Raw genomic sequence first — 22,367 nt, 5'->3', positions numbered from 1 at the left:
CAGTCCGTTTTGAGTTCAAACCCCGCTGTTAGTCCAATGAAAACTGGCGCCTACAAAGCGGCTAATAAGCGTTGAGCTATAATCCTAGCTGGGGAAAAGCCGGAACCCATATCGCCCCCCCCTTTGTTTACATAGTTGAGCGCCTTAAACGACCGTCCATGAATTCGAGCCGCGCGCGAATAAGCTATCTACTCCCTCCTCTATTCTTGATTTTGACGGCCTGCGGAGAAGGTGACCCACGATCGCCTTCAGGTTCCGTGCCGACTCCAAGCCCATCACCCAGCCCGTCGCCGCCTCCATCAGTGAGCGAAGGGTTCAGAAATTTGCAGCTGGCGCTGGCACATGGTTCCGCGTTTGTGATCGCGCCAGATACTGTAATCGCGGCAACAACGGTTACGAACGAGTCCTCATTTCCGTCACCGTCAGTGATTGAATATAATGATACTCGCGTGGAGTGGCTCGGTGGACGATGGGGCCAAGGATCTGTTTTTCCATACACCATCGCAAAACTCGGCCAATCGACGACCTATCGAGACCCGTCGACAATTTCCCAAACGACCGGGCTACCAGCCTACAGGGCGGGAAATAACAACGGTGTTCGCTTTGTCCTGCCCGCGAACCAGAATGCCTTTGAAATCGTCCTGCTGGACTCGGGGAGCAGGCAACCGATTGATCTGATGATTAACGGCGTCGCCACAAGCGCGCTGGGCTACGATGGGGATCAATCGCAAACTGGCAATGCGAAGTATACACGCTTCTCCCTGCCTCAAGCCAGTTCTGCGCGGACAATCACACTTCACTTCGGGTTTCGTCCTTACATCGGGCTTCGCTTGCCCCAAGGTGAAACAGTTGCGGCGCCGGCACTACCCGCCACTCCCGCGAGCGTCGTCTTCATAGGCGACAGCATCACCGAGGGCGCCGTTTCTCCGATGTCAAACAGGGCTTGGCCAATGCAAGCGTCCTACCGCCTTGGCATTTCGAATCCGATCGTATCCGGCGTTGGTGGATCGGGGTATCTAAACCGCAATCCCTCCGACACGGGCTACAATTTTAGGGATCGGATCAGCGACGTTTTGACCGCTGTCGATGGCGGACCGCCTGATGCAGTCGTCGTGGCCGGAGGAATAAATGATTGCAGCGTCGCTCCCGGGGGGCCGTACACAGCCGAGCAGGTCGGCAACGAAGCCCTCGGCTATTTTCAGCAGCTTCGCGCAGCAGCGCCGAAAATGGCCATCTTTGTCCTTGGCCCCTTCACGGACTACAATAACCCGAATTATTCCCCCACTCTGTACGCCTGCCGAGACGCGATTTTCACGGCCGCACGGCAAGTTGACGATACATACACCGTCGACGTATCCGACTGGGTGACGGCAGAGAACCGAGACGCCGTTTTCGACGGCATCAAGAATGGACCCCACCCAGTGGCGACAGGACATGCGATATACGGGCAGCGGGCTGCCGAAAAAATCTCGCAAATTTTGCTCATGCGCTAGTGCGGGGTGACCCATTGGTCTGCCCCCGAACTTCTCGAAATCGTAAAGAGAACTCCTGCCCGCAGTGATGTCCAACGCTTCATCTGCACTGGTGCGCAACATTGGGGCCCAGTTCTATTCCCAACAGGAATAAATCAAGGTATTGCGTCACTTCGTTTCACATACACCGCATGAATGTGAGTATGGTGGTCTTGCCTAGGCAAAGCGAAATTCCTGCACAAATGCGCCCCAAGCAGTGCCCAAGCGCGCGACCCGCCGAGCTGCTGTTCATCTCGATTATCGGGATTTGCCTACTGAAATATGTGGTGCCGCTTACGTGACTCGAACACGTGACCCCATCATTACGAATGATGTGCTCTACCAACTGAGCTAAAGCGGCACATTCCCATCTGAGGGAAGTGGAGGCCCGAGCCGGAATCGAACCGGCGTGCAAGGATTTGCAGTCCTCTGCGTAACCACTCCGCCATCGGGCCTCGCCCGACCTCTCGGACGGGAAGCGGCGCACTAGCGATTCTGTCCGGCCATTGCAATCGGCTTTGCAAGCCTTCCCCTTCCGTTACGTCAGTCTGGACGAAGCCTGCGCAAGCAGCAATGGAGGTGCGATGAGCATTGCCAGCCTGATCGACCCGATCCCCGCCGAGGGCGGACATGTCCGTTTCGACAATCTCGACCACTGGTTGCAGGGTCGCACGCTTTATGGCGGCGCGTCGGCGCTGGTCGCCTATACTGCCGCCATACGGGCCTTCCCCGACCTGCCTCCGCTCCGGGCCGCCCAGGTTGCCTTCGTGGCACCGACCGCTCCCGAAGCGGAATTGCGCCGCGAAATCGTGCGCCAGGGTCGCAATGTTGCGCAGGTGCGCAGCGAGATCTGGTGCGAGGGCAAGTGCACGCTGACTGCTTTCTGGCTGTTCGGCACCTCGCGCGAGGCCAATGCGCAGCATCCCGCAGCGCCTGTCGCCGACTGGCCGGGTTCCCCCGAAGATGCCGAGCCGGCCATGGCCGGAAAGGGCCCCGCCTTCATCCAGCACAATTTCGAGATCCGCCGCGCCCAGGATGCTCGCGGTCCGGGTGACCCCGTCGTGCGGCGCTGGGCACGGCTCAACGACCGCGAGGGTCTCGACGCGGTCAGCGAACTTATCTTGCTGGGCGATGTCCTGCCTCCCGGCGCAATGCGGGCGATGAAGCGGCAGGGTCCGATCAGCTCGATCAACTGGTCCTTCAACCTGCTCGAAACCGAGCCGACGACGCACGATGGCTGGTGGCTGTCGGAAAATGCCAGCCAGCATGCCGACGGTGGTTATTCGTCGGAGCGGCTGCGGCTCTGGAATGCCGACGGCAAGCAAGTGCTCGACGGGATGCAGAGCGTCGCGATCTTCGGCTGACGCGCACCAACTCCACCTGAAATGCGACATGCAGTGCCCGGCGCGAGTCGGGCAGAGAGGTTGTCCGATTGCCGTACATGGCCGTGGCTGGCATTTTCCATCCCCACGGGATCGACATGGACAAGCGCAAGAAATCGAAGCGATACGCGGCGCTGGCTGCAACGACAGGCGCGTGCCTCGCTTGTTCCTCGGTGCTTGTGGCCGGATCGGAGTCCCCGGTCCTGCCCCTACCCAGCCCGATTGCCGCGCCCGATCCCATTGAGGAGTGTCAGGCAGGCGAGGCATTCGTCATGCCTGCTACCGGCTTTGCGTTTACCCTCCCCCCACTGGACACCGCCGCTGCAGCGCAGCCTTGCGAACCACCTGAGCCGCCGATGCCGATCCGGCCGGCCGCACCCAGCCTCTTCCGGATGGTAGCCCTGCCGGTCGGCAGCGCCGCAGCGCCCATGGGCAAATGGGAAGCCGCGCGCATGATTGCGATCGGCGAACAGGCAGGGCCTTGGAATGAATTGCTGGCGCAAGGCGACCGGATTGGCGCGGACAACCCGCTGGGAACTGTCAATCGCTGGGTAAATTGGCGCGTTCGTTATGTCGACGACAAGCGCGGTGACGAATGGTCCGCCGCCGCCGCCACCCTTGCCCGCGGCTATGGCGATTGCGAGGATTTTGCCCTCGCCAAGATGGCCCTGCTGCAAGAGCTCGGCATTCCTTCGGACGATATGTTCCTGGTGCTGTTGCGCGATCGCGCACAGGACGAACACGCTGTGCTTGCCGTGAGACTGCATGGCCGCTTCCACGTCCTCGACAACCGGACGGACAAGGTCCTCCCCGCCGAGCGGATCGAGGACTACACGCCCATCATGAGTTATTCCGGGGCTTTCGTTTGGACCTACGGCAAGCCGGCCGGCTGATCCCCGCGCTCGGGCGATTGAGAGCCGGCCCTGCGATCAGGCATCCGTGAAGTTCGGCGCCCTTTTCTGCATCCCTGCCATGACCGCCTCGACCTGGTTCGGCCTGCGCATGACGGCTGCCTGCTCGACGCTTTCCGCCATCAGGATTTCATCGCCCGACTGTTCGACCATCGCTTCCGACAGGCGCTTGGCACCGCGAATGGCTTCGGGATTGCGGTTGGCAATCTCGGTAGCGATGTCGTTCGCCTTGCCAAGCGGGTCCTCGCTCACGAAGGTCGCGAGGCCATATTCCTTGGCATCCTCGCCCGAGAATTCGCGATTGGTGAAGACCAATTCGCGCAGGACATCGTCACGGACCAGCCCGCGCCACAGGGCATAGCCACCCATGTCGGGCACCAGGCCCCATTTCATCTCCATGATCGCCATGCGGCTGGCCGGATGCACCACGCGGATGTCGGCCCCGCTGGCGATCTGCAGGCCGCCGCCGAAACAGACGCCGTGGACCGCAGCGATCACGGGCACCGGGCACTTGCGCCAGGTCATGGCGACTTCCTGGAACTTGTTCGCGTTTCCGTGCGTGCGTTCGGTCAGCGGCTTGCGCTCGCCATCGGGCGAAGCAGTAAAGCTGGAAACGTCGAGCCCGGCACAGAAGCTGCGCCCCTCGCCCGCCAGAACCACGGCGCGCAGACCCTTCATGGTGCGCAGCTGTTCACCGGCGTCGATGATGGCATCGAACATCGCCGGGTCTAGCGCGTTCATCTTGTCGGGACGGTTCAGCCGGACCTGGGCAACGCCGTTGTCGGCAAGCTCAATCGTAACGCGGTTGCTGGACATGGGACTCCACAGTGCTTTCTCTCGAGAGCCTGCGTTCCTGCGTTATCATCGCCCCGCTGTCCAGCGCCGCACGCCTGTCGCGTGCAAAGGCCTTGAAGCTCGCGCCCCCTTCCGTGCTCAGGCAATAGCCGCCGTCGGGGTGCGTCTGGACAAGCCAGGCGAGGCCGGACACCGCCAGCTTGGCCCGCAGGCGCGAGACATGCACCTCAAGCGAATTCGTCTCCGGCTCGTGCCGCAGCCGCCAGACATCGGTCAACAGCGCTTCCTTGCTGACCTGTTCGCCTGGGCATTCGGCGAGCCGCCACATCAGCGCGAATTCACGCGGATGCAGGCCGATCCAGCGCCCGTCGGCCTGGGCGTCGCGGTAGAACAGGTCGAGGCGCAGCGGGCCCACAGTCCGGTGGCGGGGGATCATCTTGCGCAAGCCTTCGAGCTTCACCATGCGGGCCGCAAGTTCGACCAATGCGACCTGGCTCGGGAGCGCATCGGCAAACCCGCTGCGGATGAGATCGGCCCGCGCCTGAGCCTCTTCGACACCGACCACGATGGCGTGCCGCCTTTCCGCCATGTCAGCCCAGTCGGGGCACCTTCCGCCGATCCGCCAGTCGAGCATGACCGGCGTGGCAGGCGAAATATCGGACGAACGGAAGGCCGGGGTCATCCGCCAGTCTAGCAGGCGAAGATCCCAACGTCCGGGCGGGCTGGCAGCCACGGACAGCCAGAAAAATTGAGGTTGCGACACAAGCCTTCTCCTAGGCTCTCCCGTCGCGCTACCCAATATTCAATTTGGCTAAGCGTCAGTATTCGCAAGAATACCTAGGTACTGGCTACCGATCACTTCCCCCGATCAGCGAGGAACTTCTTGATGTTGCGCGCGGCCTGCCGGATGCGCTGTTCATTCTCGACCATAGCGATGCGGACATGGCCTTCGCCCTCTTCGCCGAAGCCGACACCCGCCGCCACTGCGACACCGGCGTGCTCCAGCAATTGCTTGGAGAATTCGAGGCTTCCCATGTCCTCGAAACCCGGCGGCAGCTTGGCCCAGGTGAACATGCTGGCAGGCGGATTGGGGATGGCCCAGCCCGCCCTGGTGAAGCTTTCGACCATCACGTCGCGGCGGTGCTGGTAGCGCAAGCGGTTTTCCTCGACCACATCCTGCGGGCCATTGAGAGCGGCGCAGGCAGCGGCCTGGATCGGCGTGAATGCGCCATAGTCGAGATAGCTCTTCACCCGCGTCAGCGCGGCGACCAGTTGCTGGTTGCCGACGCAGAAGCCGATCCGCCAGCCGGCCATCGAGAAGGTCTTGGACATGGAGGTGAATTCCACTGCCACATCCTTCGCCCCCGGCACCTCGAGGATCGAGCGGGTCGGCTTGCCGTCGTAGTAGAGTTCGGAATAGGCGAGGTCGGACAGTACCCAGACCTTGTTGTCTCTCGCCCAGTCGACCAGCCGCTCGTAGAAGGCGAGGTCGACCGTCTCGGCGGTCGGATTGCTCGGGTAGTTCACCACCAGCACCGTCGGGCGCGGGACGGTGTAGAGCATCGCGTTGTCCAGCGCGCGCCAGTAGCGTTCGTCGGGCGTGGTGGGCACGCTGCGGATCGTGGCACCGGCGATCATGAAGCCATAGGTATGGATAGGATAGGCGGGGCTCGGAGCGAGGATAACATCGCCCGGCGCGCTGATCGCGGTGGCCATCGACGACAGGCCTTCCTTTGACCCCATCGTCACCACGACCTCGCTTGCCGGATCAAGGTCTACACCGAAGCGGCGCTTGTAATAGTTCGCCTGCGCGCGGCGCAGCCCCGGAATGCCCTTCGACTGCGAATAGCCATGCGCATCGGGCTTGTTCGCCACTTCGCACAATTTGTCGATCACGTGCTGCGGCGGAGGCTGGTCGGGATTGCCCATGCCAAGGTCGATGATGTCGCGCCCCGCCTGCCGCGCGGCATGCCGCATCGCGTTCACTTCGGCGATGACATAGGGAGGCATGCGTTTGATGCGGTAGAATTCGTCGGACATTTCGGCTCCAAAGCGCGGGCACGGGAATTCGGCTGCGCGGTCACATTGATTACCTATTCACCGTGCAAGCGCAAAGTGGCTCGCTAACACTCTTGTGCGAATTATCGTGTAAGTGGCTAAAGAGGCGCTACAACGCCCGGAAAGACCGATCATGACCGAGACGCCCGACCCCTTCACCAACATGTACGAAGCCCCCGCCAAGCTCGCGCGCGCACTCTTCGCGCCGATGATGGGGACGATGGATGCAGGGGCGGCCGCGCAAGGCGTGATGACGCCCGAGGATGCGCGCCACTGGGGCGAAGTCGCAGCCAAACTGCAGGGCATGTGGGCGCAATACCAGGCCGAACAGCTCGCCAGCCCGCAGGCGCTTGTGCCCTATTTCGACCCGGCGCGCTGGATGGCGCTGGCGACCGACTGGTACCGCCAGATGCCGCTGGCCCAGGCCGACCAGCAGAAGGCCCTCATGGAAGAGGGCATGAAGCTTTGGGAAGACGTGTTGGGGCAATACGGTCTCGGCCCGAAGGCTGCCGAACACGCGGGCGGCGATGTCCAGCTGCCGCGCAAGGACCGCCGTTTCGCCGACGAGAAATGGCGCGCCCATCCGGCCTTCGCGCTGATCCACCAGACCTACCTGTTCCTCGCCGAACGGGTGGCCGAGATGGTCGACAAGGCCGAAGGGCTCAATCCGCAGCAGCGCGAACAGCTTCGCTTCACGACGCGCGCGATCACCGAGGCGGCCAGTCCCGCGAACTTCCCGCTGACCAATCCGGTGGTCATGGAACGCACGCTGGAAACCCGGGGCGAAAACCTCGTTAAGGGTATGGAGCACCTGCTCGCCGACATGCGCCGCGGCCAGTTGTCTCACACCGATGCGAGCGCTTTCCGGCTCGGCGAGAATATCGCGACCACGCCGGGCAAGGTGGTTCACGAAACGCCGCTCTACCAGTTGATCCAGTACGCGCCTGTGACCGACAAGGTCATGAAGACGCCGCTGATCATCTTCCCGCCGTGGATCAACCGGTTCTACATCCTCGACCTCAACGCGAAGAAGAGCTTCGTGAAATGGGCCGTCGAGCAGGGTGTGACCGTGTTCATGGTCAGCTGGAAATCCGCCGATGCCAGCATGAAGGATGTGGTCTGGGACGATTACGTCCGCGCCCAGATGGACGCCATCGACCATGTGCGCGATCGGCTCGATGTGCCCAGCGTCCACGCGATCGGATATTGCGTCGCCGGCACCACGCTGGCCGCGACCCTCGCCATCCTCCACCGGCGCGAACAGCAGGACAAGGTGAAGAGCGCGACCTTCTTCACTGCGCAGGTCGATTTCGAGAAGGCAGGCGAACTGCTCAACTTCATCGACGACCAGCAACTTGGCGCGATCAAGGCGCTGTCGCCCGACGGCTATCTCGACGGGCGCTACATGGCAGCGACCTTCAACCTGCTGCGCGGCACGGACCTGATCTGGAACTACGTCGTCAACAACTACCTGCTGGGCCAAGACTATCCGGCCTTCGACCTGCTCCACTGGAACGGCGACGTCACCAATCTTCCGGCCAAGTGGCACCAGCAGTATTTGCGCGACCTCTACCGCGACAACCGCCTTGTCGAAGGCGATGCGCTCACCGTCGACAACACGCCCGTCGACCTCGGCCGGGTTGCCACGCCGACCTATGTCCAGGCAGGCAAGGAAGACCATATCGCCCCTGCCGAAAGCGTCTGGCGCATCACCGAACACTTCAAGGGGCCGATAAAGTTCGTCCTTGCAGGATCGGGGCATATTGCAGGCGTGGTCAATCCGCCCGAAGCGGGGAAGTACCAGTACTGGACCAATGACGGATCGCCCCGCAGTCTGGCCGAATTCCGCGAAGGCGCGGTGGAGCATCCGGGCAGCTGGTGGCCCGACTGGATCGACTGGCTGCGCGAACAGGACAGCGAAACCGTGCCCGCAACCGGCAAGCGAAAGCCCGGCGGCAAGGGCGACAAGGTGATCGAGGACGCCCCGGGACGCTACGTCGCCACGCGCTAAGCATTTGTAAATGCGGCGCTAACCGCATTATTGTGCAGTGCACAAAAATATCCTTGACTTCGCACTTGCAATGCCTATTTTGTGCAGTGCAACAAAGCGAGGTTTCCCATGGCTGACAGCCAGAGCAAGATCGATGCCGCTGCCGAGAAGGCGTTTGCCGAAGCTGCGGAGAAGAAGACTGCGGAAGCAGTGAACACCAAGGCCGTCGAAAAGGCGGTCGAGGCCGACAAGCCTGCTCCGGTGAAGACCGAAGCGGTCGCCAAGGCGGTTGCCGCTCCGGCGAAAAAGGCTCCGGTTGCCAAGAAGAAGGCCGTTCCGGCCAAGGCCAAGAAGGTCGCTGCCAAGAAGGCTCCGGCAAAGAAGGCCGCTGTGAAGAAGGTTGCCGCCAAGAAGGCTGCACCGAAGAAGACGGCCGCTGCCAAGAAGCCCGCGACCACCAAGACCACCCCGATTTCCAAGTTGAAGGATACCATCATGGCTACTGCCAAGACCGCAAAGACCACCGACTATACCGCCAAGGCGAAGGAATTGGCTGCCGACGTGCAGACCCGCGCCAAGGCTGCCTACGACAAGGGTGCAGAAATGACCCAGGACGTCGTCGAATTCCAGAAGGGCAACCTCGAAGCTCTCGTTGCTTCGGGCAAGATTCTTGCTTCGGGCATGCAGGACATGGGCCGCACCTATGTCGAGGAAGCCAAGTCGGCTGCCGAGACCGTCCAGGCCGACGTCAAGAAGTTCGCCGCCGTGAAGTCGCCGACCGAGCTGTTCCAGCTCCAGGGTGAAATCGCTCGCCGCAACTTCGACGCCATGGTTTCGACCACCTCGAAGAACACGGAAGCCATGGTCAAGCTGGCCAACGAAGCTTTCGCTCCGCTGTCGAGCCGCTTCAGCCTCGCAGCCGAAAAGGTTCGCAAGGCCGCCTAAGGCATACGGACTTCAACCCGCCGGGCACTCTCTCCTCTCTCCCTCGCCCGGTGGTTGGACAGGACGGGTCGGACGACATCACTGTCGTCCGGCCCGTTTCCTTTTTTGCGATGCCCGAAGGCCGCATTTCGACGTTTTCTTAACCCGCGGGAACGCACAGGCATGCTCGCGCCTTGCGAATACGCCAATCGATACGATATTGCCGCTCGACCATGACCAAACCGATCCTCACCTTACCGATTTTCGCCGCACAGGACGGCGATGACCCGCGCGAGGGTGACGGACAGGTCGGCATCGCGACCAAGACCCGCGCCAAGCCGAAGAAACCCAGCCAGTACAAGGTGCTGCTGCTCAACGACGACTACACGCCGATGGAATTCGTCGTGATCGTGCTGAAACGTTTCTTCCGCATGGACATGGAAGAGGCGACCCGCGTGATGCTGCACGTCCACCAGAAGGGCGTGGGCGTATGCGGCATCTTCCCGTACGAGGTCGCCGAAACCAAGGTGAACCAGGTGATGGATTTCGCCCGCGAGAACCAGCACCCGCTCCAGTGCACGCTCGAGAAGGCGTGATCCGCCCTTCCCGCGCACGGGGGCATGACGAGCGCGATTTTTCCCGCTAGAGCCGCCCGACCCGCCAAGCAGACGGACCGCGCGTGTTCAATTTCATCCCCGCCATCGACCGCTACATTTTCCGGCTGGTAGTCGTGCCGATGCTGGGCGTGTTCGCGCTTGCCGCCTCGCTGCTCACGCTCGACAAGATGCTTCGCCTGCTCGACTTCGTCGCGGTGGAAGGCGGCCCGATCGGCGTGGTGTTCAAGATGCTGGCGACGCTGGTGCCCGAATACGCCAGCCTCGCGATCCCGCTGGGCCTGCTGCTCGGCATCCTTCTGGCATTCCGCAAGCTGGCGACGACGAGCGAGCTCGACGTCTTCCGCGCCGTCGGCCTCAGCTACGGCCGCCTGCTGCGCATCCCCTTTCTCATCACCGCCTTCCTGATGGCGGTGAACGTGGCGCTGGTGTTCTTCGTCCAGCCGGTGAGCCGCTTCACTTACGAACGGCTCGAATACGAACTGCGTTCGGGCGCGCTGGGCGCATCGATCAAGGTGGGCGAGTTTACCACCCTTGCCGATCGCATGGCCCTGCGGATCGAGCAGAGCGAGGACGACGGGCGCAAGCTGATGGGCATCTTCGCCCGCGTTGCCAACACCAAGGGGCAGGTTCTCTCGATCTCCGCGCAGGAAGGCGCTTTCCTGGCAACCACCGACGATCCGGACACGATCATCCTGCGCCTGACCAACGGCACGATCGTGCAGGACACCGGCAGCCAGACGCCCCGCGTGCTCACCTTCACCCGCCACGACCTGCCCATCGACCTCCCCGCAATCGAGGAATTCCGCGACCGCGGCGAGGACGAGCGCGAATATATCCTGCCCGAGCTGCTCCGTATCGGCTGGGCCGACAACCAGACGGAGACCAAGCGCGATGCCAGCCAGGCAAGCTTCAATTTCCGCCTTGTCGAAGTGGTCATGATGGCGTTGATGCCCTTGCTGGCGGTGTCGCTGGGCATTCCGCCCAAGCGATCGACGAGCGCGCTGGGCGTCTTCCTGTCGATCATCATGGTCGTCGCCTATCACAAGATAAACCAGTACGGGGAGGACGTCGCCGCTCTGGGACTTGCCGATCCGATACTGGCGCTGTGGGGGCCATTCGTCGTCTTCGCCGCGCTGATATTGTGGATGTACTGGCGCGTGGCGCATGTCCCGGGCGGGCAGGCCATCGGCGCGCTGGAGAACTGGTTCGCCAAGATATCCAAGCGCATCGGCAAGCTGTTCCGCAGGCGGCGGAGGCCGCTGATCGACGATCCCATGACGGCGGAGGGCTGAGACCATGCAACTCGCATTCTTTCCCTCGCGTACGCTGACGACCTATCTGGCCAAGCTCTTCGTGGTCCGCATTCTTGCGGTGCTGATCATGCTCGTGCTTGTTCTCATGATGCTCGACCTGTTGTCGAACAGCGGGAAGATCCTGGCGGTGGAGGGGAACGGGCAAGGCGAACTTCTCACCTATGCCGGGCTCAGAATACCGCAGTTGATCCAGCGCTTCCTGCCTTATTCGGTTCTGCTCGCGACGCTGATCAGCCTCGTCACGCTCAACCAGAACAGCGAGGTCATCGCGATGAAGGCGGCGGGCCTGTCGGCCCACCAAGTGCTGGCCCCGCTGCTGCTGACCGCTGCGATCGTGGGCGGAGCCAGTTTCGTCTTCAACGAGCGCGTCGTGACCCGCGCAACGGCCACGCTCAAGGCATGGGAGGCGGCGGAATACGGCCCGATCCCCGAGGAATCGAACGTCCGCGCCAACGTCTATCTGACCGACGGCGAGAATGTCCTCACCGCAGCGCAGCTGGCTGGTTCCGGCAATGCCATCGCCATGCGCAAGGTCACCTGGTACCGCCGCAGCCCCGAAGGCGCGATCATGGAACAGGTCGTCGCCGACCGCGCGACCTATGCCGCCCCCGGCTGGAAGCTGGAGGATGTGGAACGCTTCGAAGTGGCGACCGCGACCTCGCGCAAGGAAGACGAATTGCTCGTCGGCGAAGGCCTCACGCCTGACCAGATCGACCTCGCGCGGATCGACCCCGACGCGGTCCCCTTCTGGGAACTGGGCGCCTCGATCGACGCCTACGAAGAGGCGGGACGCCGCACCGGCGAATTGCGCGCCAAGTGGTGGCACAAGCTTTCCGGCCCGCTGTCGTCCTTCCTGATGCCGCTGCTGGGCGCGGTGGCCGCGTTCGGCCTTGCGCGATCGGGCCAGCTGTTCCTGCGCGCGATCATCGGCATGGCGCTGGGCTTTGCCTATTTCGTGGTCGACAATGCCGCATTGGCGATGGGCAGCTTTGGCGGCTACCCGCCTTTCCTTGCCGCCTGGGCACCGTTCTTCCTGTTTCTGCTGATCGGCGAGACCGTGCTGATCCGCACCGAGGAATGAGCGATTTCTCGATCAGGCTCGCGCGGGTCGAGGATGCGGCACATCTTCCCGAGATCGAACTGGCGGCCGGCAGGCTTTTCCTGGACATCGAGGGATTGTCGGGCGTCGCGGGAATGCATGCCATTCCTGCGGAGAGACAGGCTTCGCTGATCCGCAAGGGGCACTCGCTGGTCGCTGAGACCGAAGGCCGCCTGGTCGGCTTCATCTCCACCGAACCGTTCCGCCGCGAACTGCATATCCGCGAATTCTCGGTCCATCCGGACATGCAGCGCAAGGGCGTCGGCTCGGTCCTGCTACGGGCGCTTGGTATCGACGCACATAACAGCGGTTTTGCCTCGCTGACGCTCACCACCTTCGTGGACGTGCCGTGGAATGCCCCCTTCTACGCCCGCCACGGGTTCGAGACGGTCAGCGACCTCGATGCACACCCCAGGCTCAAGGCGGATATCGAGCAGGAAGTCGCCCACGGCCTCCCGCGCGAGCGTCGCTGCGCGATGATACGGTTTCTCGGATAGGCGGGAACCGCCACATTTCCGGCGCATTGATGCCCGAATGTCGCCACAAAGGAGATGTGACATGAAGAAGTTCGCAATCCCCGCCCTCGCCGCCGCCCTCGCCCTCGGCGCGTGCGCCGAAGCCAATGCGCCGGAAGCCGAAGACACTGCCGCTGCGGAAGGCACCGACACCACGGTCATCCAGCCGACCGCGACCGAGACCGTCGTGGCAGAGCCGGTCGAAGGTGAAGAAGGCTCGAGCCTGACCATCGACGGCGCCGATGTCGACGCCACTGTCAGCGAAGACGGTGTGAAGGCCGAAATCGACGCCAACTAAGCGTTTCACTAAGGGTCGCAGACCCGTGATAGCGAAGGGCCGCCCCCATCCACCGAGTGGGGCGGCCCTTTTGTTTTGTCTCGTGAAGGATTGCGCCTAGCGGCGGCCCATCGTGCTGCGGGCGATGCGGGCCACGAGCACGCCCATGCCGGAATGGTTGGCACCGTGATAGGTCGAGCTTTCGCCCAGTTCGCGCGCAAGGCGGCGATGCGCCTCGGGCAGTGAATGGTAGGGCATCGAGGGCATCAGGTGGTGCAGCGCGTGATAGCGCAAGCCCACCGGCGCCCAGATCTCTGCAATGAAGCCGGGCGGCGGCACGTTGACGCTGTCGAGGAATTGGGCCGTGACGGTCATCGCCTCGCCTTCGTTCTCCCACAAGTGCGCCACAAGCGTCCGCAATTGGTTCAACAGCGCGACGGCCGAGGCCACGCCCAGCGCAATCAGCAGCGGCTTCCAGCCGAATGCGAAAACGCTGCCGATCAGCAGCCAGGACCAGAGGAACCCGCCTGCCTCCTGCAGCAGGACGCGAGGTGCAAGATCGCCTTCGGGCGCGCGGCGGCGGAAGTCGGGATTGATGGCGAGCGCACTGGCCCTCTGCCAGGTCAGGCGGCGGATCGCAGGGATGATCGCACCAAGCGGTACCAGGACCGCAAAGCGGATCAGCAGGGCGACCGGCGCAAGGATGGCGATGATCACGAAGAGCGGCAGGCTCCACGGCTTCATGAGGGCGAGCGGCAGGTACTCCGGATCCTCGATCGTGCCGTACTGCGTGCGCTTGTGGTGCAGCGTGTGCACCTGTTCGTACATGAAGGACGGCGTCAGCATGGGAATGCCGACGAAGAGGTTCCACGCCGCACGGAAGCCGGGCAGCGCACCGTTCCGGAAATGGGAAATTTCGTGGATGAACAGCAGCGCGCGGTAGAGCGCGAGAACGGAAACTACGGCCAGCGCGACGGCCAGCGCGGTATTGTCCACCAGGATCGCCCCTGCCAGCGCGGCATAGCCCGCCAGTGCCGAGCCGACCATGTCGGTCCAGTAGATGGCGGCGCGGTGATCGGCGATATCCTTGGTCAGGTCGCGCGCTGCGCGCAGCATCGCCTTGTCGTCGGCGATTTGCGAATGCCAGCCGCGGCCATCGTGCAAGGGCGCGGCACTATCGGCAGAAATGGTCTGTTCGGCGTTCATGATCGGTTTTCCTGGGGGTGCCCTTAGTCGAATGGCGCGAAAAATGACAGTCTCACCTCTCGATCATAGTGATCGGGCGCGCGCGATTCCTTGACAAAGATCATATGCCATACGCAGGGCTAACCCCCGCTGAACAAGGGACCTGATGCGTGGCAGACCAGAATATCGTGATCGAGGAAGCGAATGGCAAGGCGGGGCGGGCAGCCTTCGTCGACCTTGGGCGGGAATTCGCGGCCAGTGTGCCGCATTCCGTGCCGCAGATCCGCTCGGAACAGCTGGAACTGATCGACCCGGGCAAGAACCCCTTCTTCGGCCATGCCAGCGTGCAGCTGTTCATCGCCTACCGCGCCGGCAAGCCGGTGGGTCGCATCGCGGCGCATATCGACCATCTGGCGCTGGAACTTCCCGTGGAACAGGGCATGGGCCCGGGCACGGGCATGTTCGGCTATTTCGATGCCGAGGACGAGGCGGTCGCCAACGCGCTGCTGGCACGGGCGGAGGCATGGCTGCGCGACAAGGGCATGACGCGCGTTATCGGCCCGATCTCGCTGTCGATCTGGGAAGAACCCGGCCTCCTGGTCAAGGGCCACGACCATTCACCGATGATCATGATGGGCCACGACCCGGCGCACTACCAGCCGTGGATCGAGGGTGCGGGCTATGGCCGTGCCAAGAGCCTGCTGACCTACGATCTCGACATCTCGAAGCCCTTCCCGCCGCTGATCCAGCGCATCGTCCAGTCGGGCGAGCGTAACGAACGCATCCGCATCCGCCCGGTCGACAAGTCGCGCTGGCAGGAGGAAATCCGGCAGGTCCTCGAAATCCTCAATGATGCCTGGTCGGACAATTGGGGCTTCGTCCCCTTCACCGAGGACGAGATCGCCTATGCGGCCAAGAAGCTGAAGCCGGTCATCAAACCCGAACTCAACATGCTGGCCGAACTCGACGGGCGCCCCGTCGCCTTCATGGTCGTGCTGCCCGACATCAACGAAGTGCTGATGCGGACGGGCGGCAAGCTCTTCCCCTTCGGCTGGTTCCACCTGCTACGCGCGCTCGGCAATCCGAAGGGCCTGGGCATGCGCGTACCGCTGATGGGCGTGCTCAAGGAATTCCAGAGCTCGCGCCTCGCCAGCCAGCTGGCCTTCATGCTGATCAGCAAGATCCGCGAGAACGCCAACAGCCTGTACGGCTCGACCCGCGGCGAGATCGGCTGGATCCTCGACGACAACAAGGGCATGATCGCCATCGCCGATGCGATCGAGAGCAAGATCAATCGCGAATACGTGATCTACGAAAAGGCCCTCTGAACCTGTCCCGCGTTGCAATCGGGCAACGCGGGCGAAGAATGGTCGGACAGCGGGAACTCACGCCCCCGCGCTTCCGTTGATTCCGAAAGGCGCGATCATTGCGCCTTGCCTACAGGATCGACTGCAATCGCCCGCACCAAGCCATCGAGGAAGTCCCTGCCCGCCCACGTGTTGCTGGTGGAGGACGAGGCCGTGCTCGGCATGCTGATCGAGGACGCCCTGCGTGCCGCCGGCGTGGCGGAAGTCGATACCTGCTCCACCACCGACAGCGCCCTCGCCGCGCTCAGGCGCAAGCAGCCCGATGCGATCGTGCTCGACGTGCACCTCGCCGACCGGGACGACGGCTGGGCGATCGCGGAACTGGTCAAGACGCTGGGCCCCGACAGCCCGCGCATCATCTTTTCGACCGGCCAGCCGGAGGACATTCCGGCCAACATCGCCGAGATGGGGAGCGTGCTCGAGAAACCCTACGAACCGGCGGTGCTGGTCGACCTGCTCTCGCAGCCCGAAAGGCGCGGCGTTATCTCGCGCCTGCGCGGCGCCTTGCGTCCCGGCTGACCCGCCGACCCCGCCCGGCATTCCCTCTGCGCAAGTCCCGCTCGCTCTTACGGGCAAGAAAAAAGGCCTCCGCTCACGGGGAGCGAAGGCCTTTCGGGATCGTATCACCAGCCGCTTGGACGGGAGGGGGGTCTCGGCGGTGACATAGGGGAAATGTCCGGACGGGAAGGTAGTTCCCTGCGACGAAAAAATTTTTTTCGCCTGTCAGATGAAGGGTCTGACAGTCTTTCCGGACAAGTCGAAATCGGCGAATTCGGCAGCCTTATCCATGTCCGGCACGCAGATCTCGCGCGAGGTCCACTGGACCAGCCCGTCGCGGTCCAGCGCGCGGATGGTGCGATTGGTATGGACGAGCGACAGCCCGAGCATGTCGGCGATCTGGGACTGGGTAATCGGCATGGCGAACTTGTTGCCCTCGCGAGCGAGGCCTGTCGCCAGTGCGCGGTCGAGCAGCCAGACGGCAAGGAACACGACACGCTCGCGCGCGCTGCGCTGCCCGAGCGAGACCAAGTGCCCCTCCAGCGCGCTTTCCTCTTTGGCAGCCAGCCAGGTGATGTCGTAGCCGAGCCGGGGATGCTCCTTGATCAGCGCGACGAAGTCGTTGCGACGGAAACGGCAAAGGCGCAGCGGCAGGATCGCCTCGACCGAATGGCTCACGACATCGTCGAATGCGCCCTGCAGGCCGATAAGGTCACCGGGGAACATGAAGTTGACGATCTGCCGGCGCCCGTCGTCGAGGGTGAGGAAACGGATCGCCACCCCTTCGAGGATCGTGAAGAGGTAATCGCAGCTTTCCTGTTCCTGCAGCACGGTGTCCCCGCGCTCGAAACGGTATTCCCCGGTCTTGATGGTCTGGATATAGTCCAGCTGCCGCTCTTCCAGCGGTCGCAGGCCCGGACAATGCTGCAGGGGGCACTCCCTGCACGCATAAGGTTTCGCTACTTCAAACATCCCGGCTCTCCCCAGCAACCAGAATTCCATCGAGCGACCGCGGTTCGTTGATTTCCCGGCTCGGTGCTTTTTACAAACAACGCGGATTTTCCTGCGTCGGGATAGGAACCACCGTCGCGATGGGACGTTCCATGCGCGCAAACCACGGAAGGGGTTATATGTCGCTTGGTGATCAAATCGCGAAAAATCTGCCTTACCTGCGCCGCTATGCGCGCGCGCTGACCGGCTCGCAGGCAACGGGGGACGCATTCGTCCGTGCCACGCTGGAAGCCGCCCTGGCCGACGACCAGCTGAAGGCTTCGCTGGAAGGTGGCCGCGTGCCGCTCTACCGCGCATTCAACAAGGTCTGGGCCAGCGCATACATGGACGTGCCCGAGCCTGTCGGCGAAGGCCATGAAGGCGCTGCGCAGGACCGGCTCAAGTCGATCACCCCGCTCAACCGCCAGGCATTGCTGCTGACGACGCTGGAGGACTTCTCGGTCGAACAGGCCGGCGAGATCATGGACCTCGCTCCCGACCAGATCGAACGGCTGGTGCAGGAAGCGGTCAGCGAAATCGACCGCGAAAGCGCGACCAGCGTGCTCATCATCGAGGACGAGCCGCTGATCTCCATGCAGCTTGAAGACCTCGTGACCTCGCTCGGCCACGAAGTGTGCGGCACCGCTGCCACGCGCACGCAGGCACAGGAAGTCGTCGCCCAGAAGACGCCGGGCCTCGTGCTGGCCGATATCCAGCTGGCCGACGGCTCCTCAGGCCTCGATGCGGTCGACGATATCCTCGCCATCGACAGCGTGCCGGTGATCTTCATCACTGCCTATCCCGAGCGCCTGCTGACCGGCGACCGTCCCGAACCGACGTACCTGGTGACCAAGCCGTTCCAGGAACAGACGGTGCGTGCGGCCATCAGCCAGGCCCTGTTCTTCGGATCAAGCCGCCCGCTGGGCTGAGCTGCCAGACCTCTACAAAAGGGCCGCCCGGACTATGGTCCCGGCGGCCTTTTTCGTGCCTGCAATCTGGTGACTGGCTTGATCAGTGGCCCTTTTGCGGGGGCGGGCCGCTGCGCAGCATGAACTCGTTGGGTTCGCGCACAGGGACCAGCAGCTTGCACCGCACGCCCGTCGGCAGGAATTCCAGCTCCACCGGATGGCGCAGTTCGTGGGCGACGATCTTTTCGATGAGGTCGGTGCCGAACCCGCGCTTCTGCGGCTCGGTCACGCGCGGACCGCCGCTTTCGGACCAGTCGATCCGGGCAAGCCCTTCGTTCACCAGCGTCCAGATGACGGTGACCTTGCCGCCTGCCCGGCTCAAAGCGCCGAATTTGGCGGCATTGGTCGCCAGTTCGTGGATCGCCAGCCCCATCGAGAGCGCATCGTTGGGCGCCAGTTCGACATCCGGCCCTTCCATCACGACCGTGTGGTCTTCTGCATTGGCATAGGGTGCCAGTTCGACCTCGATCACCGAACGGATCGGCGTGGTGCCCCATTCGGACTGGGTGAGCAGGTCGTGGGTTGCCGACAGGGCGCGGATGCGGCTGTCGATGCCTTGCGCGAACTCGTCCAGATTGTCCGCCCGCCGCCGGGTCAGCGACACGATCGACAGCACATTGGCGAGCGTGTTCTTGACGCGGTGGTTCAGCTCGCGGGTGAGCGAATTGCGGATCGAGTTCTGTTCAGCGAACCATTCGAGCGAACGGCTGTCTTCCTGCGCCTGCTGGGTCAGCAGGCGGGCGACCACCAGGAGGAGGCTTGCAACCGCCAGGCCGAACAGCAGCGTGATCATCGAAAGCGGCGAAAGGACTTCCACCGCGCTGGACTGGACGACCAGCAGCATCTTGCGGTTGGCCATGTCGACCTCGCGCTCGACATAGGGAACGTCCGGCTTCCAGCCCGGCAGTTCCGCCATCAGGTCGCGCTTGTCGTCACCGATGTCGTAGAGCCGGACCCCCGTTTCGTCATCGCCGACGAGATCACCCGCCGAGGCAAGGAATTCGCCCGCATTGAACGGGCTGTAGACGAAGCCCTTGAGGACGCGGTCGGTGATGCCGCCGTCGAAGACGGGCATGTAGATGAGGAAGCCCGGCTCCTCCACGCCGCCCTCCTGGACCAGCACCACCTTGCCGGTCGAGGTAGGCCGCGCGGACTTGGTCGCCTCATCCAGCGCTTCGCGCCGGACTGGCTCGGAATACATGTCGAACCCGAGCGCGCGGCGGTTTCTCAGCGTGTCGGGCTGGAGATAGAGCACAGGGACGAGCTGCGAGCGCGGCTGGTCGACGATGCTGGGCGTAATCCTGACGCGGCTGACGCGCCCCTCGCTCAGGAGGTCCTCGGTCCTCACGATTTCGCCGGAAGAGATCGCCGGGGCCCAGCCGATACCCTCTGCCCCGCGGTAATCCGCATCGAGCCGCAGTTCGGTGACGAATTGCCGGAAGCTGTCGCTGCTGACCTCGCCTTGCGAGCTGAAAAGGGCAGCCGCGGCGCGCAGGAAGGCGGAATTCGAATAAGCGCGTCGCTCGATCGCGGAAACCATCGACTGCGCCTTGCGGTTGAGTTCCGCCTCTTCGCGCACGGCCTGCCCGCTCTCGATCGCGACGACGCTGACGAAGGTGACGGCCGCGACCAGCAGGAAGATGGCCAGCGGCACCACGCGCGGGTAATCGACCAGCCACCGCCGGCGCCGTCCCCTGCGCAGAATCCTGTTCTCTTCCAGCATCCGTCCCCGAAGGCTCACAACCTGTGATGCTCTATATCCGTGGGCCGCTGTAAGGTTCCGCCGAAGGAGAATTCCAGCAAAAAAGCACTACATAGCTGGAACCCCCGCGCCTCCGCTGCGTTAGCGGTGCACCAAAGGGATCGTTAAGCTTATCCGGCCGGGCGCGACCCGGCACGCGATAGGGCAAGGCAAGGACGTATTTTAGACACGATGACCTCTTCAGCATCTTCCGACAATCAGGGCGGGAAGGCGAAGCCGCAGGGCGAAAAGCAGCCCGAGTGGGCAAACGGCCTGCGCAAGCTGTATGATTCCGTCGTCGACGAGCCCCTGCCTGACGCGTTCAAGGACCTGCTTTCCAAACTGGACTCGAAGGACTGATGGGGGCCGAGCAACGCACGGCCTCCGAAAAGGCCGACTTCAAGCGCGAACTGACCGAGGTCGTTCCGCACTTGCGTGCCTTCGCCCGCGGCCTGTGCGGGCGCGCCGACATGGCCGACGACCTCGTCCAGGAAACGCTGCTCAAGGCATGGGCCGCGCAGGACCGCTTCCAGCCCGGCACCAGCATGCGCGCATGGACCTTCGTGATCCTGCGCAATGCCTATCTCACCGACATGCGCCGCAACCGCTTCCGCGGCGAATATGACGAGACGGTCGCCGAACGTGTCCTGACCGCCCCTGCCGGACAGGAAGAGCCGATCCACCTCGCCGACATGCACCGTGCGCTGCTGACCCTGCCGCCGGAACGGCGCGAGGCGCTGCTGCTGGTCGGTGCCGGCGGCTTCTCCTACGAGGAAGCGGCCAATATCTGCGGCTGCGCCGTAGGCACCATCAAGAGCCGCGTGGGCCGCGCCCGCGCGACGCTCAATTCGATGCTGCAGGAAGGCTCGATCCCGAGGCGCTCGCTCGACGACGATACCGCGCACCGCGCCATCCTCGAGGAACTCGACGATGTCGCCGCCGGGCTCGGCGTAGCGGCGCGCAGCTGAACTCGCCTAACGTCCCGCTTGCCCGGCAACCCGCGTCGCGGCAGATAGACAGGCGATGAGCGAGAGCGAACCCGACAAGCGGCCGCAAGAAGGGCCTGCAACGCCGCACCACATGCCGCGTTACGCGTTCGCGCAGCAGGAACTGCGCCTGATTTCGGCGCTGGTGCTGATCCTTGGCGCAGGCCTGTTCCTCGCCCTGCCCTTCGTCCTCTCGATCGGGTCGGTCGTGTTCCTGCCGGTGGTCACCGCGGTGATCCTGACCGTCATCCTGTCCCCGCTGGCGGACAAGCTGAACGGCTGGGGCCTGCCCAACGCGCTCGCATCGCTGGTTTCGCTGGTCGTATTCTTTGCGATCCTGCTGCTCGCGCTCGCGCTGATCCTGCAACCAGCCATCACGCTGTTCGACGAACTTCCCGCACTGGTCCAGCGCGTGGGCGAACGCTTCCTCGAGCTGCGCGAGCGGTTTTCCTGGATCGAGCAGATCAACCGCCAGCTGGTCGAACTGGTCGAGCGTGACGGCCAGCCACGCGAAGTGGTGCTGGCAACGCCCAGCTACCTCGAAGAACTGGCCTTTGCGACGCCGACCGTCATCATCGAGGCGATCCTGACGCTGCTGATGGCCTATTTCATGATCGAGGCGCGCGTTCGCCTGCGCCAGAAACTGCTGTTCGGCCGCACCAGCTTCGGGTCGAGCATCAAGGCCGCACGCGTCATCCGCGAAGTGCAGGACCGGGTCGCCGCCTACATATTGACTGTTGGCTGGATCAACGCGCTGGTCGGCGTGATCGTAGCGCTCGGGGCATGGGCACTGGGCGTCGATGCGCCGATCATGTGGGGCGGCCTTGCCGCGATCCTCAACTTCCTGCCCTATATCGGGCCCACCGTGATGGTCGGCCTGCTTGCCCTGTTCGGCATCGGCACGGCGGACACGGTACTTCTCGGCCTCGTCCCTGCCATCGCCTATCTCGGCCTGCACACCATCGAGGCCAATGTCGTGACCCCGTCGATCCTCGGCGCGCGGTTCACGATGAACCCGGTGCTGATCCTGATCGCCCTGTCCTATTTCACCTGGATCTGGGGTGCATTCGGCGCGCTGCTGTCGGTGCCGATCCTGCTGATGCTGACCGCTTTGTTCGACCATGTCGGCCGCCCGAACCTCGTCGGCTTCATCTTCGGCGAGCCTTTGTTCCCGGGCAGCATATTGGGCGAGGAAGAACACACCCCCGAAAACTGAAAGGCCCGCCGCGCATAGTCAGCG

The 22,367-nt window shown here is 63.4% G+C and carries 22 protein-coding genes and 2 tRNA genes; 16 read left to right on the top strand and 8 right to left on the bottom strand.

Annotation, left to right across the window (positions count from 1 at the left end; translation table 11 throughout):
• Nucleotides 1–302: 302 nt before the first annotated feature.
• Nucleotides 303–1,493 (top strand): SGNH/GDSL hydrolase family protein, encoded by a 1,191-nt coding sequence (locus LC083_RS09180; protein WP_226700142.1) that lies wholly within the window; start codon nt 303–305, stop codon nt 1,491–1,493.
• Between the two features lie 303 nt (nt 1,494–1,796).
• Here the strand turns inward: LC083_RS09180 and LC083_RS09175 are convergent.
• Both LC083_RS09175 and LC083_RS09170 read right to left on the bottom strand, forming a co-directional pair.
• A tRNA-Thr gene (locus LC083_RS09175) sits at nt 1,797–1,872 on the bottom strand.
• Nucleotides 1,873–1,892: 20 nt separating this feature from the next.
• Nucleotides 1,893–1,966 (bottom strand) — tRNA-Cys (locus LC083_RS09170).
• Nucleotides 1,967–2,095: 129 nt separating this feature from the next.
• On the opposite strand from LC083_RS09170, the gene LC083_RS09165 reads away from it, so the two are divergent.
• Both LC083_RS09165 and LC083_RS14075 read left to right on the top strand, forming a co-directional pair.
• Nucleotides 2,096–2,875 (top strand): acyl-CoA thioesterase, encoded by a 780-nt coding sequence (locus tag LC083_RS09165; RefSeq protein ID WP_226700141.1) that lies wholly within the window; start codon nt 2,096–2,098, stop codon nt 2,873–2,875.
• A gap of 83 nt (nt 2,876–2,958) precedes the next feature.
• Entirely contained in the window at nt 2,959–3,786 is an 828-nt protein-coding gene (locus tag LC083_RS14075) for a transglutaminase-like cysteine peptidase (RefSeq protein ID WP_226700140.1), read from the top strand.
• Nucleotides 3,787–3,822: 36 nt separating this feature from the next.
• Here LC083_RS14075 and LC083_RS09155 read toward each other — a convergent pair whose 3' ends face one another.
• From LC083_RS09155 to LC083_RS09145, 3 genes are all read right to left on the bottom strand, one after another.
• Nucleotides 3,823–4,620 carry a crotonase/enoyl-CoA hydratase family protein gene (locus LC083_RS09155; RefSeq protein ID WP_226700139.1) on the bottom strand — a complete coding sequence of 266 codons (798 nt, stop codon included), beginning with the start codon at nt 4,618–4,620 and terminating at the stop codon, nt 3,823–3,825.
• Complete coding sequence (locus LC083_RS09150; protein ID WP_226700138.1) at nt 4,595–5,362, bottom strand: winged helix-turn-helix domain-containing protein; 768 nt, start codon at nt 5,360–5,362, stop codon at nt 4,595–4,597. Before LC083_RS09150 ends, LC083_RS09155 begins: the two co-directional genes overlap by 26 nt.
• A 92-nt stretch (nt 5,363–5,454) precedes the next feature.
• On the bottom strand, nt 5,455–6,639 hold the full coding sequence (locus tag LC083_RS09145) for an LL-diaminopimelate aminotransferase (RefSeq protein WP_226700137.1): 1,185 nt from the start codon (nt 6,637–6,639) through the stop codon (nt 5,455–5,457).
• Between the two features lie 151 nt (nt 6,640–6,790).
• Between LC083_RS09145 and LC083_RS09140 the strand changes: the two genes are divergently transcribed.
• From LC083_RS09140 to LC083_RS09110, 7 genes are all read left to right on the top strand, one after another.
• The gene (locus tag LC083_RS09140; protein ID WP_226700136.1) at nt 6,791–8,668 is read left to right on the top strand and encodes a PHA/PHB synthase family protein; all 1,878 of its coding nucleotides are present in this window, start codon (nt 6,791–6,793) and stop codon (nt 8,666–8,668) included.
• 108 nt (nt 8,669–8,776) lie between these two features.
• Nucleotides 8,777–9,592 carry a phasin family protein gene (locus tag LC083_RS09135; protein ID WP_226700135.1) on the top strand — a complete coding sequence of 272 codons (816 nt, stop codon included), beginning with the start codon at nt 8,777–8,779 and terminating at the stop codon, nt 9,590–9,592.
• Nucleotides 9,593–9,804: 212 nt separating this feature from the next.
• Complete coding sequence (gene clpS / locus LC083_RS09130) at nt 9,805–10,167, top strand: ATP-dependent Clp protease adapter ClpS (RefSeq protein WP_226700134.1); 363 nt, start codon at nt 9,805–9,807, stop codon at nt 10,165–10,167.
• Between the two features lie 83 nt (nt 10,168–10,250).
• A complete protein-coding gene (locus LC083_RS09125; protein ID WP_226700133.1) occupies nt 10,251–11,480 on the top strand; it encodes an LptF/LptG family permease in 1,230 nt (409 codons plus the stop codon).
• A 4-nt stretch (nt 11,481–11,484) separates the two neighbouring features.
• Entirely contained in the window at nt 11,485–12,582 is a 1,098-nt protein-coding gene (lptG, locus tag LC083_RS09120; protein WP_160609001.1) for an LPS export ABC transporter permease LptG, read from the top strand.
• On the top strand, nt 12,579–13,097 hold the full coding sequence (locus LC083_RS09115) for a GNAT family N-acetyltransferase (RefSeq protein ID WP_226700132.1): 519 nt from the start codon (nt 12,579–12,581) through the stop codon (nt 13,095–13,097). The genes lptG and LC083_RS09115 overlap by 4 nt, the downstream gene beginning before the upstream one ends.
• 61 nt (nt 13,098–13,158) lie before the next feature.
• Complete coding sequence (locus LC083_RS09110) at nt 13,159–13,413, top strand: hypothetical protein (protein ID WP_226700131.1); 255 nt, start codon at nt 13,159–13,161, stop codon at nt 13,411–13,413.
• A 96-nt stretch (nt 13,414–13,509) separates the two neighbouring features.
• Here LC083_RS09110 and LC083_RS09105 read toward each other — a convergent pair whose 3' ends face one another.
• On the bottom strand, nt 13,510–14,598 hold the full coding sequence (locus LC083_RS09105; protein ID WP_226700130.1) for a fatty acid desaturase family protein: 1,089 nt from the start codon (nt 14,596–14,598) through the stop codon (nt 13,510–13,512).
• 149 nt (nt 14,599–14,747) lie between these two features.
• Between LC083_RS09105 and LC083_RS09100 the strand changes: the two genes are divergently transcribed.
• Nucleotides 14,748–15,905 carry an N-acetyltransferase gene (locus LC083_RS09100; protein ID WP_226700129.1) on the top strand — a complete coding sequence of 386 codons (1,158 nt, stop codon included), beginning with the start codon at nt 14,748–14,750 and terminating at the stop codon, nt 15,903–15,905.
• A 105-nt stretch (nt 15,906–16,010) separates the two neighbouring features.
• Entirely contained in the window at nt 16,011–16,463 is a 453-nt protein-coding gene (locus LC083_RS09095; RefSeq protein WP_226700128.1) for a response regulator, read from the top strand.
• A 204-nt stretch (nt 16,464–16,667) separates the two neighbouring features.
• Here LC083_RS09095 and LC083_RS09090 read toward each other — a convergent pair whose 3' ends face one another.
• On the bottom strand, nt 16,668–17,414 hold the full coding sequence (locus tag LC083_RS09090; RefSeq protein WP_226700127.1) for a Crp/Fnr family transcriptional regulator: 747 nt from the start codon (nt 17,412–17,414) through the stop codon (nt 16,668–16,670).
• A gap of 158 nt (nt 17,415–17,572) precedes the next feature.
• Between LC083_RS09090 and LC083_RS09085 the strand changes: the two genes are divergently transcribed.
• Nucleotides 17,573–18,361 carry a response regulator gene (locus LC083_RS09085; RefSeq protein WP_160608995.1) on the top strand — a complete coding sequence of 263 codons (789 nt, stop codon included), beginning with the start codon at nt 17,573–17,575 and terminating at the stop codon, nt 18,359–18,361.
• A gap of 82 nt (nt 18,362–18,443) precedes the next feature.
• On the opposite strand, the gene LC083_RS09080 is transcribed toward LC083_RS09085, so the two are convergent.
• Nucleotides 18,444–20,123 (bottom strand): CHASE domain-containing protein, encoded by a 1,680-nt coding sequence (locus LC083_RS09080; protein ID WP_226700126.1) that lies wholly within the window; start codon nt 20,121–20,123, stop codon nt 18,444–18,446.
• A gap of 210 nt (nt 20,124–20,333) precedes the next feature.
• On the opposite strand from LC083_RS09080, the gene LC083_RS09075 reads away from it, so the two are divergent.
• Genes LC083_RS09075 through LC083_RS09065 form a run of 3 tightly spaced genes read left to right on the top strand, consistent with a single transcriptional unit; the run spans nt 20,334 to nt 22,343 of the window.
• Nucleotides 20,334–20,501 carry a NepR family anti-sigma factor gene (locus LC083_RS09075; protein WP_160608994.1) on the top strand — a complete coding sequence of 56 codons (168 nt, stop codon included), beginning with the start codon at nt 20,334–20,336 and terminating at the stop codon, nt 20,499–20,501.
• Nucleotides 20,501–21,109: a sigma-70 family RNA polymerase sigma factor gene (locus LC083_RS09070; RefSeq protein ID WP_160608993.1), complete on the top strand. Its 609-nt coding sequence runs from the start codon at nt 20,501–20,503 to the stop codon at nt 21,107–21,109. Before LC083_RS09075 ends, LC083_RS09070 begins: the two co-directional genes overlap by 1 nt.
• A 55-nt stretch (nt 21,110–21,164) precedes the next feature.
• On the top strand, nt 21,165–22,343 hold the full coding sequence (locus LC083_RS09065; RefSeq protein ID WP_226700125.1) for an AI-2E family transporter: 1,179 nt from the start codon (nt 21,165–21,167) through the stop codon (nt 22,341–22,343).
• The last annotated feature ends 24 nt before the right edge of the window (nt 22,344–22,367 follow it).

It is taken from the genome of Qipengyuania gaetbuli (assembly GCF_020524765.1).
In the GTDB taxonomy this organism is placed as follows: domain Bacteria; phylum Pseudomonadota; class Alphaproteobacteria; order Sphingomonadales; family Sphingomonadaceae; genus Qipengyuania; species Qipengyuania gaetbuli_A.
The sequence above is the reverse complement of the archived record's forward strand: the minus strand, read 5'-3'. Positions and strand labels throughout refer to the sequence as shown.